Source organism: Shinella curvata (assembly GCF_022899935.1).
In the GTDB taxonomy this organism is placed as follows: Bacteria; Pseudomonadota; Alphaproteobacteria; order Rhizobiales; family Rhizobiaceae; genus Shinella; species Shinella curvata.
On record NZ_JALJCJ010000002.1, the window covers coordinates 25,921 to 41,158 of the forward strand.

Annotated in this window: 14 protein-coding genes; 6 read left to right on the forward strand and 8 right to left on the reverse strand. The window is 64.0% G+C overall.

What is annotated here, in order from left to right; translation table 11 throughout:
• Positions 1 to 21: 21 nt before the first annotated feature.
• Entirely contained in the window at positions 22 to 1,212 is a 1,191-nt protein-coding gene (locus MUU55_RS06095) for an efflux RND transporter periplasmic adaptor subunit (RefSeq protein ID WP_244759901.1), read from the reverse strand.
• 50 nt (positions 1,213 to 1,262) lie between these two features.
• On the reverse strand, positions 1,263 to 2,060 hold the full coding sequence (locus tag MUU55_RS06100; RefSeq protein ID WP_244759902.1) for an alpha/beta hydrolase fold domain-containing protein: 798 nt from the start codon (positions 2,058 to 2,060) through the stop codon (positions 1,263 to 1,265).
• 143 nt (positions 2,061 to 2,203) lie between these two features.
• Here MUU55_RS06100 and MUU55_RS06105 point away from each other — a divergent pair, with 143 nt between their 5' ends.
• Entirely contained in the window at positions 2,204 to 3,124 is a 921-nt protein-coding gene (locus tag MUU55_RS06105) for a LysR family transcriptional regulator (RefSeq protein ID WP_244759903.1), read from the forward strand.
• A gap of 4 nt (positions 3,125 to 3,128) precedes the next feature.
• Here MUU55_RS06105 and MUU55_RS06110 read toward each other — a convergent pair whose 3' ends face one another.
• From MUU55_RS06110 to mtnK, 5 genes are read right to left on the reverse strand one after another with little or no spacing between them, the layout of a single operon-like run.
• Entirely contained in the window at positions 3,129 to 4,247 is a 1,119-nt protein-coding gene (locus MUU55_RS06110; protein WP_244759904.1) for a RuBisCO large subunit C-terminal-like domain-containing protein, read from the reverse strand.
• The gene (locus MUU55_RS06115; protein WP_244759905.1) at positions 4,247 to 5,248 is read right to left on the reverse strand and encodes a transketolase family protein; all 1,002 of its coding nucleotides are present in this window, start codon (positions 5,246 to 5,248) and stop codon (positions 4,247 to 4,249) included. The genes MUU55_RS06110 and MUU55_RS06115 overlap by 1 nt, the downstream gene beginning before the upstream one ends.
• Positions 5,249 to 5,250: 2 nt before the next feature.
• Positions 5,251 to 6,186 (reverse strand): transketolase, encoded by a 936-nt coding sequence (locus tag MUU55_RS06120; RefSeq protein WP_244759906.1) that lies wholly within the window; start codon positions 6,184 to 6,186, stop codon positions 5,251 to 5,253.
• Positions 6,187 to 6,190: 4 nt separating this feature from the next.
• Complete coding sequence (gene mtnA / locus MUU55_RS06125) at positions 6,191 to 7,285, reverse strand: S-methyl-5-thioribose-1-phosphate isomerase (RefSeq protein ID WP_244759907.1); 1,095 nt, start codon at positions 7,283 to 7,285, stop codon at positions 6,191 to 6,193.
• Complete coding sequence (gene mtnK / locus MUU55_RS06130; protein WP_244759908.1) at positions 7,282 to 8,553, reverse strand: S-methyl-5-thioribose kinase; 1,272 nt, start codon at positions 8,551 to 8,553, stop codon at positions 7,282 to 7,284. Before mtnK ends, mtnA begins: the two co-directional genes overlap by 4 nt.
• Before the next feature lie 146 nt (positions 8,554 to 8,699).
• On the opposite strand from mtnK, the gene MUU55_RS06135 reads away from it, so the two are divergent.
• From MUU55_RS06135 to MUU55_RS06155, 5 genes are all read left to right on the forward strand, one after another.
• Positions 8,700 to 10,214 carry a sugar ABC transporter ATP-binding protein gene (locus tag MUU55_RS06135; protein WP_244759909.1) on the forward strand — a complete coding sequence of 505 codons (1,515 nt, stop codon included), beginning with the start codon at positions 8,700 to 8,702 and terminating at the stop codon, positions 10,212 to 10,214.
• Positions 10,214 to 11,272: an ABC transporter permease gene (locus MUU55_RS06140; RefSeq protein ID WP_244760877.1), complete on the forward strand. Its 1,059-nt coding sequence runs from the start codon at positions 10,214 to 10,216 to the stop codon at positions 11,270 to 11,272. Before MUU55_RS06135 ends, MUU55_RS06140 begins: the two co-directional genes overlap by 1 nt.
• A 48-nt stretch (positions 11,273 to 11,320) precedes the next feature.
• Positions 11,321 to 12,364: a substrate-binding domain-containing protein gene (locus MUU55_RS06145; protein WP_244759910.1), complete on the forward strand. Its 1,044-nt coding sequence runs from the start codon at positions 11,321 to 11,323 to the stop codon at positions 12,362 to 12,364.
• A gap of 104 nt (positions 12,365 to 12,468) precedes the next feature.
• Entirely contained in the window at positions 12,469 to 12,714 is a 246-nt protein-coding gene (locus tag MUU55_RS06150; RefSeq protein ID WP_244759911.1) for a type II toxin-antitoxin system VapB family antitoxin, read from the forward strand.
• Positions 12,714 to 13,127 carry a type II toxin-antitoxin system VapC family toxin gene (locus MUU55_RS06155; RefSeq protein ID WP_244759912.1) on the forward strand — a complete coding sequence of 138 codons (414 nt, stop codon included), beginning with the start codon at positions 12,714 to 12,716 and terminating at the stop codon, positions 13,125 to 13,127. Before MUU55_RS06150 ends, MUU55_RS06155 begins: the two co-directional genes overlap by 1 nt.
• Positions 13,128 to 13,133: 6 nt before the next feature.
• Here MUU55_RS06155 and MUU55_RS06160 read toward each other — a convergent pair whose 3' ends face one another.
• A complete protein-coding gene (locus tag MUU55_RS06160) occupies positions 13,134 to 15,188 on the reverse strand; it encodes a bifunctional aldolase/short-chain dehydrogenase (RefSeq protein WP_244759913.1) in 2,055 nt (684 codons plus the stop codon).
• Positions 15,189 to 15,238: the final 50 nt, after the last annotated feature.

Below are 15,238 nucleotides of genomic sequence, written 5' to 3' on the forward strand. Positions count from 1 at the left end.
ACTGCGCCCCGCCGGCCGCCGTTACTTCACGGAGGCGACGCTTTCCTGTTCCTGCGGATCGACCACGACGCCGGGGCGCACGCGTTGCAGACCGTTGACGACGACCTTGTCGCCATTGGCGAGCCCGCTTTCGACGATGCGCTCGCCGCCCGAAAGGCTGCCGAGCACGATCGGCCGGTAGGTGACCTTGTTGTCCTTGTCGACGACGAAGACGAACTTCTTGTCCTGGTCGGTGCCCACGGCCTTTTCGCTGACGAGGATCTTGCTCTCGGGCTTCGGTTCGCCCATGCGGATGCGCACGAACTGGCCGGGGATCAGCCTGCCGCCGGGATTGTCGAAGACGGCGCGCACCGAAATGGTGCCGCTGGCGGCATCCACCTCGTTGCCGATGAGCTGGAGCTTGCCGCGGATCGGCGTGCCCTCGTCGGCAAGCGTGCCGACTTCGACCGGGATCTGCTCGATCGGCTGGAGCGCGCCTTCGGAGGCGGGCAGTGCCGCGAGGGCTGCGGCGACCGTCTCTTCGCTGACATTGAAGCCGGCATAGATCGGGTCGACGGAGACCAGCGTCGTCAGCGCGGGGGAGGCCGAGCCGCCGGCGACGAGGTTGCCGGTGGTGATCTCCACCTTGCCGACGCGGCCGGAGACCGGCGCACGAACCTCGGTATAGCTGAGTTCCAGCTTGGCGGCGTCGAGGGCTGCCTGCGCCGTCTTGAGGCTCGCCTGCGCTTCGGAGAGCGCGTTCTGGCGCTGGTCGATATCGCTCTGCGAGACGCTGTTGCTCTGGGCGAGGCGTTCGCCGCGTTCAAGCTGCGTTTTCGCGAGTTTGACGCGGGCTTCCGCCGAGGCATATTGCCCCTCGGCCTGGGTGACCGCGGTCTGGAAGGGTTGCGGATCGATCGTGAAGAGCAGATCGCCGGCCTTTACCAGCGCGCCCTCGCGAAAATCGACGGACTGGATGGCACCGGCGACGCGCGAGCGGATCTGCACGCGGTCGATGGCTTCCAGGCGACCGGAAAACTCCTGCCAGGTCACGACATTCTTGTTCTCGACCACCGCGACGGTGACCGGTACGGCGGGCACTTCGGCCGTCGCCGCAGCTTCGGCTTTGGCGGGCTTGCTTGGAACCTGAACCATCAGGGCGGCGCCGAAAATGGACGCAGCCAGACCCAGGCCGGTGCCCGTGAGGGCCCAGCGTTTGCGCTTCGATAACATTGTTTTCTCCTTGTGGCCTCAGGCCACGCTATGCTTTGGGTTCCGTAAAATCAGTTAATGCTAATATTTTGAACAAAACCGGAAAACTGGCTGGCAAGATTGCCGGCCCATGGCCCGGTTCCATTGGATGTCCCGCTGTAGATCGTTGGCCAGCCTGTTCCTGCGGGAAGGACATGCTGCTGAACCTTGACGCCCGCCTGGGCGAGGCGATCGGCATAGCCCAGTGCTTCGTCGTGCAGCGGATCGTCCGCTGCCGTCAGCACGAGCGCCGGGGCAAGATCGGATAGACGTGAACACAGAGAGGGTGCGGCATAGGGGTGGCACACGCCGCCGCTGAGATAGTGGCTCCAGCCATCCGCCCAGCGCTGGCGCATGCCGATGGCGTCGGCCTCGCGGAAGGAGCGGCTGGCCATGAAGGGATCGAGCAGCGGCGAGAGCAGCACCTGGCCGTCGAGTTCGTCGGCAAAGTGATCGCGCGCCTTCAGCGCCACGCCGGCCGCGATATTGCCGCCCGCCTCCTCGCCGCCGATGAGGAGCGGCGACTTGCGGTCGCCGAGGCCGGCGCGCTTCTTGGCGAGATAGGAGAAGATCGAGAAGCCGACTTCCAGCGGCTTGGGGAAGACGCCGCCGCCGAGGGCATTGTAGTCAGGCACGGCGACGATAGCGCCGGTCGAGGCGATGCATTCGGCGAGCGGGCAATGCCTGAGCCCGGTTTCCGTGAAGGCGCCGCCGTGGAAATAGAGCAGGACAGGCGCGCCCTTGGAGTATTCGGCGCCCTGATAGACGCGCACCGACACGGGGCCGATGGCCACCTTGTCGAACGTCATATCCTTGATCTCTACCGGCATCGATTTTGTCCTGTGGGCCGCTTGGAAATAAGCTGGTCCCTCACCATTTATATCGTCAGTCATTTTGCCCAGATAAGTGTGGTAAAACCGATTTCACTGTCCAAGATTTCGAACAATCATAGCTTCCAACGTGGGAATGTTCCATGGATCAGCTTTCTGCGATGCGCGTCTTCCTCCGTGTGGTGGAGACGGGCAGCTTCACCGGCGCTTCTGCAGCACTCGGCATGCCCAAGGCGACGGTCAGCAACCTTATCCAGAATCTCGAAACGCATCTTCAGACCAAACTGCTCAACCGCACCACGCGCCGCGTCATGGTAACGACGGACGGCGCGCTTTACTACGAACGGGCAAACCAGATCGTCACCGAGATCGACGAGCTGGACGGCAGTCTCTCGCATTCCCGCATGAGCCCGAGCGGGCGCTTGCGCGTGGAAATGTCAGGCGCCTTCGCGGACCTGCTGATCATTCCCGAACTCAATGATTTCCATGAGAAATACCCCGATATCAATATCGATCTCGGGGTGGGTGACCGCACCGTGGATTATCTGGCGGAGAATGTCGACTGCGCGCTGCGCGCCGGCTCGCCGGGCAATGCCTCGCTGATCGCGCGGCGCGTCGGGGAGATGGGCCTGGTGGCCTGTGCTGCGCCCGCCTATATCGAACGCTTCGGCATGCCCGAGCATCCCTCCGACCTGGAAGCCGCGCATCATTGCGTGAACTACTTCCTGGCGCAGATCAACCGCATCATGCCCTTCGAGTTCACGCGGGATGGCGAGACGCTGGAGATCAACAGCCGCTACATTCTCTCGGTCAACGATGCGCGCAGCTATCTGGCCGCAGCGCTGTCGGGCCTCGGCGTCGCGCCGCTCGCCTGTTTCATGGCACGTGAGCCCATCGCCAGAGGGCAGCTCGTGCCGGTGCTGCCAGAGTGGCATATGGAGCCGGTTCCGCTCTACATCGTCTACCCGCCGAACCGGCATCTCAGCAACAAGGTGCGCGTCTTCGTCGACTGGGTCGTGCGGCTACTGGCGCGGACGGAGCTGACCGGCACCGGCAAATCCTGAGGGGTCATGCCTCGACGGCGGCGACCAGACGTTTGCAGGCGCCGACGAGGTCCGGTTCGGAGAGCAGCGCACCGCCGACGAGATACATGACATCATTGCCATAGGCGTCGCGCATTTCCGGAATGCGGGCAAAGGTCATGCCGCCGCCGGGTGCGGCGACGATGGCCTTCGGGCCTCCCATGTCCACGGCGCAAGCCCTCGCGATCGACTGGCATTCTTCTCGGGTGAAGCCGAAACGGCCGCCGAAATTCGGATAGACCACGACGTCAGCGCCCATCAGGCGGTGCAGCGTGCCGAAGAAGGCGCGGTGCGAGAAGCCGCAATCGGGGGAGACAACATTGGCGCCGGAAAAGGCCGGGTGGGAGACGATCGGCAGGGAAAAATCCGGATCGGCGGCCAGCGTGCGCACGATGTCGTAGCCGGCGAGCGCTGGCGCAATCATCACGCCGCCCGCACCAAGTTCTTGCGCCTGCTTCGCCCGCTCGATGATGGCGGTGGCCGGGCCTGTGATGTTGGGCACGAAGCTCGTTCTTCCGCCGCTCTTCGCATTGGCCTCACCGACGGCTTCGATGCAGGCCTTCAGCCGTTCATCGAAGGGCGCGGTCTTCTGGTCGACGAGGCCGTGGTCGTCCTTGACGAAATGCATGCCGCCCAGCGCGAAATCATGGGCAAGCCGGGCAAGCTGCGCGGTCGACAGGCCGACCGGCTTGATGGCGGACATCAGAAGCGGCGTTTCGCCGATACCGGCGCGGGCGCGCATACCCGCTATCCCATGGCGCGGTCCGGTGCAGAGAGCGAGCAGGCCGGGTGAGAGGCCGATATCCTCGACCTTCAGGCCCGGCTTGATCGAGCTGTTGCCAAAGACGATGTTGAGGAACTGCAGGAAATCGCCGCCGATATCATCCTCCGAATAGGAGATCGTGGCGAGGAAGCCCGGCCTGCCCTCGGGGTCTTTGTGCAGGCTTTCCAGCCGGCCGAGGATTTCGTCCTCGACATAGCCTGTCGGCACGACGCTGCGCGGAATTTCCACGGTCTGTTCCAGCGCGATGTCGAGCGCGCGCGCCTTGGCTTCCGCCTCGTCGGCGGCGCGCACGAAATATGTGACCGTGAAGCGAGCAGCCATCAGAGCGCCTCGGCCTTCTGGGCGGAATGCACGTGGTCGAGACGCACTTCCGCCAGCTCTTCCTCGCCGATGGCAAGGGGCTTGCCGGCAAGGCTTTCGATGGCCGCGACGAGTGCTCCGGCATCGAGGCCGTATTTCTTCATGAGATAGGGTTTCGAGGCGCCGTGCGCGAAAGTGTCGTTGAGGCCGAGGCGTTTCAGGCGAATACCGAGCCCTTCCTCCGCGAGGATTTCCGCGACCAGCGAGCCGAGGCCGCCGACGATCGTGTGGTTCTCCAGGGTTACGATACCCTTCTTGCCGCGTGCAGCCTTCAGCAGGCCATTCCGGTCGAAGGGTTTGAGCGTCGAGGCATGTAGATGGTGGACACCGATGCCGCGTGCCGCGATCGGCCCGGTGGCGCGCAACGCTTCTTCGGTGCACACACCGGAGGAAACGACGAGGATGTCGTCGCCTTCCGAGAGCGTGCGCAGCTTGTTGAACGCGAAGGGTGTCGAGAACAGCCGCGGCACCTCGCCGCGCAGGATGCGGACATAGACCGGACCGTCGATGCTATCGGCAACCTCAAGCACGGTCTCGACTTCGGTGGCGTCGCCAGTTTCGAGGATCGTCATGTTCGGCACGGCGCGCAGCACCGCGATGTCCTCGATGGCCTGATGCGTGATGCCGCCCGGCGTGGTGATGCCGGGCAGGAAGCCCATCAGCCGGACCTTGCGGTTGGAATAGGCGATCGAGTTGATCAGCTGGTCATAGGGCCGGCGATAGAGGAAGACCGAGAACGTATGGATGAACGGCCGGAACCCCTGCATGGCAAGGCCGCCGGCGAAGGACAGCATGTTCTGCTCGGCCATGCCGAGCGACAGGAATTTTTCAGGATGCCGGTCGCGAAAACCGTCGACCTCGCAGGACGAGGTAAGGTCGGCCGACAGGCAGAGGACTTCGGGACGTGCGGTGGCGAAGGCCTCGAAAGCTTTGGCGTAGGGGCGGTTGACGATTTCGACCATGGTCAGGCCCCTTCCATCGCGGTGAGATCGATGCCGAGTTCGACAGCGAGAGCGTCCCGCATTTCCAGCCGCTCCTCCGCACTCTTGAAGCGCACATAGTGCAGGCGCGGGAAGCGCTTCTTCAGGAAATCCATGCCCTGATAGGGCGAGGTGTTGGCGAGGATGACGAGCGGTTTGCCGGGTTCGGCGCTTTCCGCCGCTTCGCTGAGCGCACCGAGATCATGACCGTCCACCGAGCGGCAGGTCACGCCGAAGGCGGCGACGCGCGCGGCGAGATCGCCGAGGTCGAGCACCGAGGACATGGCACCGTCGCATTGCTGGCGGTTCACGTCGACGATGACGCGGATATTGTCGATCTTGTGATAGCTCATCGCCGCAAGGCATTCCCAGGTCTGGCCCTCCTGGAACTCGCCGTCCGACATATAGACCCAGACCTTGCCGGGCTCCTTCTTGCGCAGCCGCGCCCAGGCGACGCCTGAGGCCATGGAGAGGCCCTGTGCCAGCGAGCCCGTCGTCACTTCCATGCCGGGGCTGTGCTCCGCGCCGATCATCTCGACCGAGCCGCCGTCCTTGTTGAAATGGTCGAGCGCGTGCTCGTCCATGCGGCCGGTCTCGATCAACGCGGAATAGATGACGAGCGCATAATGGGCCGGCGAGATGAAGAAGCGGTCGTATTCCGGGCCGACAGGGCCGTGGTAACCGGCGCCGGTAAAGGCATCCGGATTGTGCGCCGAGGGCACGCCACGGAACGGTAACGGCACCTTCGGCAGCGTCGGTTCGCCGAGCTTCAGCACCTCGTTATAGAGCAGCGCAAGGCTCTCGGCGGCCGAGCAGGCCTGGCTGAGATAACCGCCATTGTGCTTCATCGTGTGGAAGAACACGCGGCGGCGGATGCCGAGCGCAATCTCCTCGGTGGATTTCTGGTTGGAGAGGCTCATCGTCTCAGCTCCGTTCCGGGAAGAGCGCCTTCAGGCCTTCGGGGGAGGGCGTGGCGATGCCGCGCTCGGTGATGAGGCCGGTGATGAGGCGGGCGGGCGTGACGTCGAAGGCGGGGTTGGCGGCGGGGCTGCCCTCCGGCGAGATGCGCACGCTGGCAATCGAGCCGTCGGCGGCGCGGCCCTGCACGAAGCTCACCTCGTCGGCGGTGCGCTCCTCGATCGGGATTTCCTTGACGCCGTCATGCACCGTCCAGTCGATGGTGGGCGAGGGCAGTGCGACATAGAAGGGCACGTCGTTGTCGCGCGCGGCAAGCGCCTTCAGATAGGTGCCGATCTTGTTGCAGACGTCGCCATTCGCCGTGGTGCGGTCGGTGCCGACGATCACCATGTCGATATCGCCATGCTGCATCAGGTGGCCGCCGGCATTGTCGACGATCAGCGTGTGCGGCACGCCGTGGCCGTTCATCTCCCAGGCGGTGAGATAGGCGCCCTGGTTGCGCGGGCGGGTCTCGTCGACATAGACGTGGACGGGAATGCCCGCCTCGACGGCCATGTAGATCGGCGCGGTCGCGGTGCCGTAATCGACGGTCGCAAGCCAGCCGGCATTGCAATGGGTGAGGATGCGTACGGGCTCACCCGACTTCTTCTTGGCGGCGATCTTGCGGATGACGTCGAGGCCATTTGCGCCGATGGCGCGGTTGAGCTCGACATCTTCTTCGGCAATTTCGGCGGCACGCGCATAGGCGGCGGCGGCGCGTTCAGCTTCCGGCAGCGGGCTGAGATGCTCGCGCATTGCATTCAGCGCCCAGCGCAGGTTGATGGCGGTCGGGCGCGTTTCGTTCAGCTCTTCCCAGACGGCATCGAGATGGGCGTCCGACGGGTCCTTGGCCATGGCGATGGCGACACCATAGGCGGCGGTGACGCCGATCAGCGGCGCGCCGCGCACCCACATGTCTCTGATAGCGACGGCGACATCGGCGACGGTCTTCAGCGTGACGACGCGGAATTCATGCGGCAACCAGCGCTGATCGATGATGTCGACGGCGCGGCCGTCCTCGTTCAGCCAGATCGTATGATAGTGGCGTTCTCCGACTTTCACGCGAGGATCTCCTTTTCAAGCCGCTCCACCGTCTCGCGGATATCGCGGAGGCTGTGGATGCGCTGCCGGTTGACGGCGAGGTGACGCCCGAACTTCAGCGCCTTGCTTTCGCAGGGCGCGCGGCGGTCGGGGTCGGCGATGGTTTCGAAATCGGCATTGTGAGCAAGGCCGAGGATGCGGCGATGGATCTCGATGCCTGCAAAGCCGAGCATTTCACGCCAGATCTCGTCGATGACGATGTTGAGCGCCTGCTCGGCGGCGAGCGGGTCATTGCGGTCCTCGAAGAGGCTGGCCTGATAGAGGATGCCCTTGCGTTCGGTGCGCCAGAGATGGGAAAATTCGGCACGGAACGCCTCCCAGAGCGTATCGATCGTATCGAGCAGGTAGGCGCGCATGCTGTCGCGCGCGCCGGGGGAGGCTTCGTGGCCGGCCTGCGAGAAATAGCTCATCCAGAAATTGGCGATCAGCATGCCGACATCGAAGCTGATCGGGCCGTAGAAGGCGAATTCCGGGTCGATGACGCGGGTCTCGTCGTCGGTCACCATGACGGAGCCGGTGTGCAGGTCGCCATGGCAGAGCGTTTCGGCCTTGGCGGAGAACAGATGTTTCAGCCGCTGTGCCTCGACCTTGAGGTCGCGATCGGCACGCAGTTCGGCAACGAGCGGATCGAGTTGCGGCGTGGTGTGACGGTTGAGCGCGGCTTCGAAATAGGGATCGGAGAAGACGAGATTTTCCGAGATGTCGCAAAGCTCGACATTGTCGGAAAACAGCGCGACATCCGCCTTCTTCTCGCGCGTCACCATGGAGAGATCGGAGCCGCGGAACAGCGTGCGGGCGACGAAGAGGCCGAGGTCGCGGCCGATCTTCGGCAGCTCCCGGCCATCGATCAGCGCGCGGCGCAGGATGACATGCGGCGTCAGGAACTCCATGACGATGATGGCCTGCGCCTCGTCGAAGAAGAGGATATCAGGCACCATGCCGGGATCGCGCGCGCCCTGGCGCTTCAGCGCGTGATATTCGAAGAAGGAGCGCTTCAGCGGCAGCGGCCAGCTCTCGCCGACGAGGCGCACATAGGGCAGCGCCTGCTTGACGATGACGGCGCCCGTTTCGCCCGTGACGATGAAAACCAGATTGAGGTTACCGTCACCGACTTCCTTGACCATCCAGCGCGACCTATCGCTGCCGATCTTCTCGGTGAGGGCGGCATTGTTGCCAAGCCTTTCCGGCAATGTCTCGGCGCTCAGCGCTTCGAAGACGGGACTGCTCATGATGTTCTCCTCCTGCGCACGGGGCTGCCTCCATTGCCTGCCGCCGTGCCGTTCATGCCCACAGCTAAGGCATCATTCTGTCAAATGTCAACGGCCTTGACATTTGATGAGAGCCTATCCTAACGTGGCGTCATTGGGAGGATTGAATGAGCGAACAGGCAGTGTTTCGCATTGAGGGCGTGCGCAAATCCTTTGGCCCGGTACCGGTGCTTCAGGGTGTGGACCTCGACCTCAAGGCAGGCGCAGTGACGGTTTTGATGGGCGCCAACGGTGCCGGCAAATCCACGCTCGTGCGCATCCTCTCCGGCGTCTACACAAGGGACGCCGGCACGATCACGCTGGCGGGTACGGCCTTCGAACCGGCAACGCCGGCCGAGGCGATCCGCGCCGGTGTCGTCACGGTGCACCAGAACATCAATGACGGCGTCGTCGCCGATCTGGACGTCGCGACCAATCTCACGCTCGACCGGCTGAACGGTCGAGGTGCGCGGCTGTTCTTCAATCCGCGCCGGGTGCGCCGCGAGGCGGCTGCCGTCGCCTCGCGCATGGGCCTGTCGATCGACCTTACCGCCAATATCAACGACCTGACGCTGGCCGACCGCCAGATGGTGGCCATCGCGCGCGCCATGGCGCATGAGCCGAAGGTGCTGATCCTCGACGAGCCGACCTCGTCGCTGTCGAGCGCGGAGGCCGACCGGCTGTTCGATCTCGTCGATCGCCTCAAGGCGCGCGGCGTCGCCATACTCTATATCTCGCACCGCATGTCGGATATCCGGCGCCTCGCCGACAGCATTCTTGCGCTGCGCGACGGCCGCATTACCGGTCGTTTCGAGGGGCCGGAGCTCGACTATGAAGGCGCGGTCAATGCCATGCTTGGCCGCAAGGTTTCGGCAGGCCAGGTGGCCGTGCGTGAGGCGGGCCGTCCGGTCTTCAGCGTGCGCGGGCTGAAACTCTCCGAACAGACGCGACCCTTCGATTTCGATCTCGGTGACGGCGAGATCGTCGCCGTCACCGGCCTTGTCGGCGTCGGCAAGACGGCGCTTGCTGAAACCCTGTTTGGCGCGCGTGCGCCGGCGGCCGGCGAGATGACGCTGGACGGCAAGCGCTATGCGCCAAAGACGACGGGGCAGGCGATTGCCCAGGGTGTCTTCCTTGTCGCCAAGGACCGCGCGATCAGCGGCATCGTGCCGGATTTCAATATCTACGAGAATATCAGCCTGCCGTTCCTGCGTCGTCTTTCGTCTTTCGGCATTGCCAGTCGGCGTGCGGAAAAGACCAAGGCCCGCCAGCAGATTTCGGCGCTGGGCGTCGTCTGCCGCAGCGAGCGCGACGAGATGCAGACGCTGTCGGGCGGCAACCAGCAGAAGGTCATGGTCGGCCGCTGGCTGTCCGAACCCTCGCGCCTCCTGATCCTCGATGAACCCTTCCAGGGCGTCGACATCGCCGCCCGCCGCGATATCGGCGAGAAACTGCGCGCGTCTGCGGCGGGGCGCACCACCATTCTTTTCCTGACGGAACTCGACGAAGCCTTCGAGGTCGCCGACCGCATCCTGGTGATGTCGGAACAGACCATCGTCGGCGAGCACCGCAATGCCGACATCGATGTCGAGCGGCTGCTCTCCGAGATCGCCGGGCAATTCTATCAACAGGTCAGTGCATGATGACGAGCGAACAGAGCAACTCCGCCGCAAACGCAGCCACGGGCGCCGTCCCGCCGGCCGCCTTCAACATCCGGGAAACCGCGATCAAATACGGCTTCCTCGTGCTGCTCGCCGGCATGGTGCTCTATTTCTCGGCGGTGACGGGCGGTTTCGCCTCGCCGCAGAGCGCGGTCTTCATCCTGCAATCCGTGTCGATAACAGGCATTCTGGCGCTCGGCGTCACCGCGACGCTCGTTGTCGGTGGCTTCGACCTTTCCATCGGCTCCGTCGCGACCACGGCCATGATGGCCTCGTCCTATGTGATGGTGGTCATGGGCGGTGATGCGCTGACGGCGACGCTCGTCTGCCTTGCCGTCGGCGTGCTCGTCGGCCTGATTAACGGCATCATCATCGTCTATATGCGCGTGCCGGATCTTCTGGCGACGCTCGGCATGATGTTCCTGCTGCTCGGCCTCCAGCGCATCCCGACCGAGGGCCGCTCGATTGCGACCGGCATGACGCTGCCCGACGGTTCGACGGCGACCGGCGCCTTCAGCCCGGCCTTCCTGGCGCTCGGCCGCCATCGCTTCGATCTGATCCTGCCCAATCTCGTGCCGGTCTCGGTGGTCGTGCTGATCGTGCTCGCCATCGTCATCTGGTTCTTCCTCGAATACACCCGCTTCGGCCGCATGATGTATGCCGTCGGCTCCAACGAGCGCGCGGCCAGCCTCGCCGGTGCGCCGGTCAATGCCTACAAGATCTCGGCCTATATCATCTCCGGCGTCTTCGCTTCGATCGGCGGCATCCTGCTTGCCGCCCGGCTCGGGCGCGGCGATATCGCCTCGGGCAACAACCTGCTGCTCGATGCCGTGGCGGCAGCACTCATCGGTTTCGCTGTGCTCGGTGCCGCCAAGCCGAATGCCTTCGGCACGGCCATCGGCGCGCTCTTCGTGGGTATCCTGCTGCAGGGCCTGACGATGATGAACGCGCCTTACTACACCCAGGATTTCGTCAAGGGCGCCGTGCTCGTCATCGCCCTGATCTTCACCTTTGCGCTCTCGAAAAGAGGCAAACGCTGAGGGGGAGCCTCGGCGGATAACCAAAGTTCACCAGTGGAGGAGACTGACATGAATTTTACGCGTAGAACCCTGGGCAAGCTGACGCTCGGGCTGATGGCCGCGGCATCGTTTGCCGTGCCGTCCTTTGCGGCGGACATGCCCAAGCCGTTCGACAAGCCCGGCGACGTCAAGATCGCGCTCGTGCGCTACCTCTCGACCGGCGACTTCTTTCAGTCCTATCTGGCTGGCGTGGAAGCGCAGGCCAAGGCGCTCGGCGTCCAGCTTCAGGTCTTCGACAGCCGTCAGGATGCGGCACTCCAGGCCGACATGGTCGACCAGGCGATCGCGCTCGGCGTGCAGGGCATCATCATCCAGCACGGCCTGACGGAATCCATGAAGGAAGCCGCCCAGCGTGCGGTCGATGCCGGCATCAAGGTCGTCGCCTTCGACGTCAATGTCGAAAACGACAAGATCCCGCAGGTCGAGCAGTCCGACCGTGACCTCGCCCGCCTCGCGCTCGAGCAGGCGATCAAAGACAATGGTGAGAGCTTCAAGGCTGGTTACGTCTATGTCGCCGGCATTGCGCCGCTCGACCGCCGCGACGAGACCTGGAAGGAGTTCAAGGCGAAGTATTCGGGCATCAACGAGGCCGCCCAGTTCGGCACGATGGACAACCCGATCGCCAACTCCGTCGCCAACCAGGCGCGCTCGGTGATCTCCGCCAACCCCGACATCACCGTGATGTTCGCCCCCTATGACGAATTCGCCAAGGGCGTGAAGATCGCCGTCGACGAAGCGGGCCTGTCCTCCAGCGTCAAGATCTACTCGGCCGACATTTCCACGTCCGATATCGCTGCGATGCGCGAATCCGGCTCGGCCTGGGCTGCGACGGCCGCGACGAACCCGGCCGTTGTCGGTCAGGTCTCGGTGCGCTCGCTCGCCATGCTGCTCGCCGGTGAAGATCCGGGCAAGCAGGTCATCGTGCCGCCGACGTTGATCACCCAGAAGGACCTGAACGACCAGGACATCAAGAACATGGAAGAGCTCGGCACCAAGCTGCCGCAGTTCGCCCATGCCGATGTCGCCATGCCCGCATGGATGCCGAAGCCCTGATTTCGGCATATGGAATGAAGAAGGGGCGGTCCATCGGGCCGCCCCTTTTTATTTGCGTGCAAGATATCCCAAGCGTATATCTTGATATCTGAAGGAGATATTCGATGGCGCTCTTTATTCGTGACGACGAGGTCGATGCGCTTGCCGCCCAGCTGCAAAAAGCCATGAACGCCCCGACGAAGAAGGAAGCGGTGCGCCGTGCGTTGCGAAACGAACTTGACCGCGAAAAGCACAAGGCATCGCTGCGGGAGAGGCTTGCACCTCTTCAGGAGAGGGTCGCGACGTGGGGCAAGCCTGATCCGAACTTCGACATGAAAAAGTTCACGGATGAGATGTGGGACGATCTCTGATGTTCATTGACGCCTCCGCAATCGTCGCCGTGATGACGCGCGAGCCGGGCTGGGAGGACATCGTCGAGCGGCTTGACGGAAGTGAAACGAGCTTTTCGGTCAGTTCATTGGCTCGTTTCGAGGCTGTGCTCGCACTGGCAAGAAAACAGCCTTCAAGTTCGGACAAGCGGCAGGCGATTGCGTCCGCGCGTGAGGCGGTAGCGAATTTCTTGTCCGAGATTGGAGCGGACGAAATCACGGTGACGCCTCGGATCGGCGAACTCGCTCTGGATGCGGCGATGGCCTACGGCAGAACCGCCGGTCACCCGGCGGCTCTGAATTTCGGCGATTGCTTCGCGTACGCCTGTGCGAAGGCGCTTGGCGTCCCTCTTGCCTATAAGGGCGACGACTTCGCCCAGACGGACCTCGCCTGATCTCCGCTAGCGCATCGCCGCGGCGATATTGCCGCCATCGACGGTCGTAACGTCGGCGGTGGTGCGTTCGGCGAGGGCGTGATGCACGAAGGCGCGGGCGACGTCTTCGGCGGTCACTTCGAGGCCGAGCAGGTTGCCGCCCATATAGTCCTTGACGGAGAGGCCGCGGGCGGCGGCGCGGTTGGCGATCATCTCATCGTTCAGCAGGCCGGATCGGATGCGGTCGGCATTGACGGCGTTGACGCGGATATTGTCGGCGCCGTGTTCCAGCGCGTATTGCCGTGAGAGGAAGAGCGTCGCGGCCTTCGGCAGGCCGTAGGCGCCGAACTTTGCGCCGGGATTGACCGCCTGTTTGGAAGCGTTGAACAGCAGCACGCCGCCGGTCTTCTGCGCCTTCATGATACGAACGGCATTCTGCGCCACCGTCTGGTGGGCAAAGAAGTTCAGTTCGAAACTCTTGCGCAGCAGGGCGTCATCCATCGTGGCGATCGGGCTTTCCCAGGCGGCACCTGCGTTGGAAACCACGATATCGACACCGCCAAAGGTGGAGATCGCCTTGTCGAAGGCAGTGCGGACGGAGACGGGATCGGTGATATCGCAGGCGATGCCGATGGAGTTGTTGCCGGCCGTCTTGGCGACCGCTGCCGCCTTCTCGCCATCGAGATCGAGTGCCACGACATGGGCGCCTTCGGCCGCGAAAGCCTTGACGACGGCAGCGCCGATGGCGCCAGCCCCGCCGGTGACGACGGCGACCTGGCCGGTGAAGGGCTTCGGCTTGGCGCCGGCGAGCTTCGCCTGTTCCAGCGACCAGTATTCGAGATCGAAGAGATCGGGACGGCTGACCGGCTCGAAGCGGCCGACGGATTCGGCATCGCGTGCCGCCTCGATCCACATCTCGCCGACATCGACGGCGATGGTCGCATCCTTGAAGGTCCGGCCGTGGCCGAACATGCCGAGACCCGGCACCAGTGTCAGGCGCGGCATGGGATCGAGCATGATGCGCTTGACGTCGTCGCGGGCGTCGTTGCTGTGGAAGTATTCGGTGTAATCGGCGGCGAAGGCGGCGACGTGCTGGTCGATGACCGCGCGGTAGCCTGCGAGATCATCGCTAACCGGGGCCGGCAGCACCATCGGGCCGGTCTTGATGCGGATGGAGAGGTCGGGCGTCGAGACCCCGCGCGCTGCCATGTCCTTGACTTCGGCTGCGTTGACGAAATCGAGAATGGCCGGTGAGGCGCGGAAGATGCTGACCATGCGGTCGTAGCGGCCTTCACCTTTGTCGACGGCGACGGCGCCGCGCAGCATCGGGGCGATATCGGCCGGGCTTGCAAGCTTTGCGGGCAGGGTGGCCGGCGTGAAGGGATTGCGGCCGTTTTTCCTGACGTGATCCTCGGCGACCGTGACGTAGTGGATCATCCGGTCATAGGCTTCCTTCGCGGTGTCGCCGAAGGTGAAGATGCCGTGTTTGTCGAGGATCAGGCCCTCGACCGTCGGGTCCTGCTCGAACACTTCGGCAGCGGCCTTTGCGAGCGCGAAGCCCGGCATGATATAGGGCACAAAGCCCATCTTCGTGCCGAACAGCTCGGCGCTGATTTCGCGGCTCTTCGCCTGGTCTGCGATGGCGAGAATGGCGGTCGAGTGGGTGTGGTCAACAAATTTGTGCGGCAGGAAGGCGTGTAGCAGCGCTTCCACCGACGGGTTCGGGGCTGCGGGATCGATGAGATTGGCGCGCAGCAGCGTCACCATGTCCTCGTCCGAGAGTTTGTCGAGCTTGCGGCTTTTCAGCAGCGCGGTGATCTTCACGGCAGGCAGGCCCGGTGGCTCGATCGTGCCCATGTCCCAGCCGCTGCCCTTGACGCAGAGCACGGCGTGCGTGTCGCCAACGAGATCGGTCACTTCGGTCTTTACGGAGGTGTTGCCGCCGCCATGCAGCACGAGCCGCGGCTCGCCGCCGAGCAGGCGGGTCGTATAGGTGCGCAGCGCCAGATCGCGGTTGACGCCCTTTGCGGCATAGTTCGCTACGACCTTTTCCGCCTCGTCGTCGCGCCAGAGATTTTCCATCGTGTCAGCCTCCCGATAAACCGGCCCTGCCGGCATCGGCGGACCCAAAC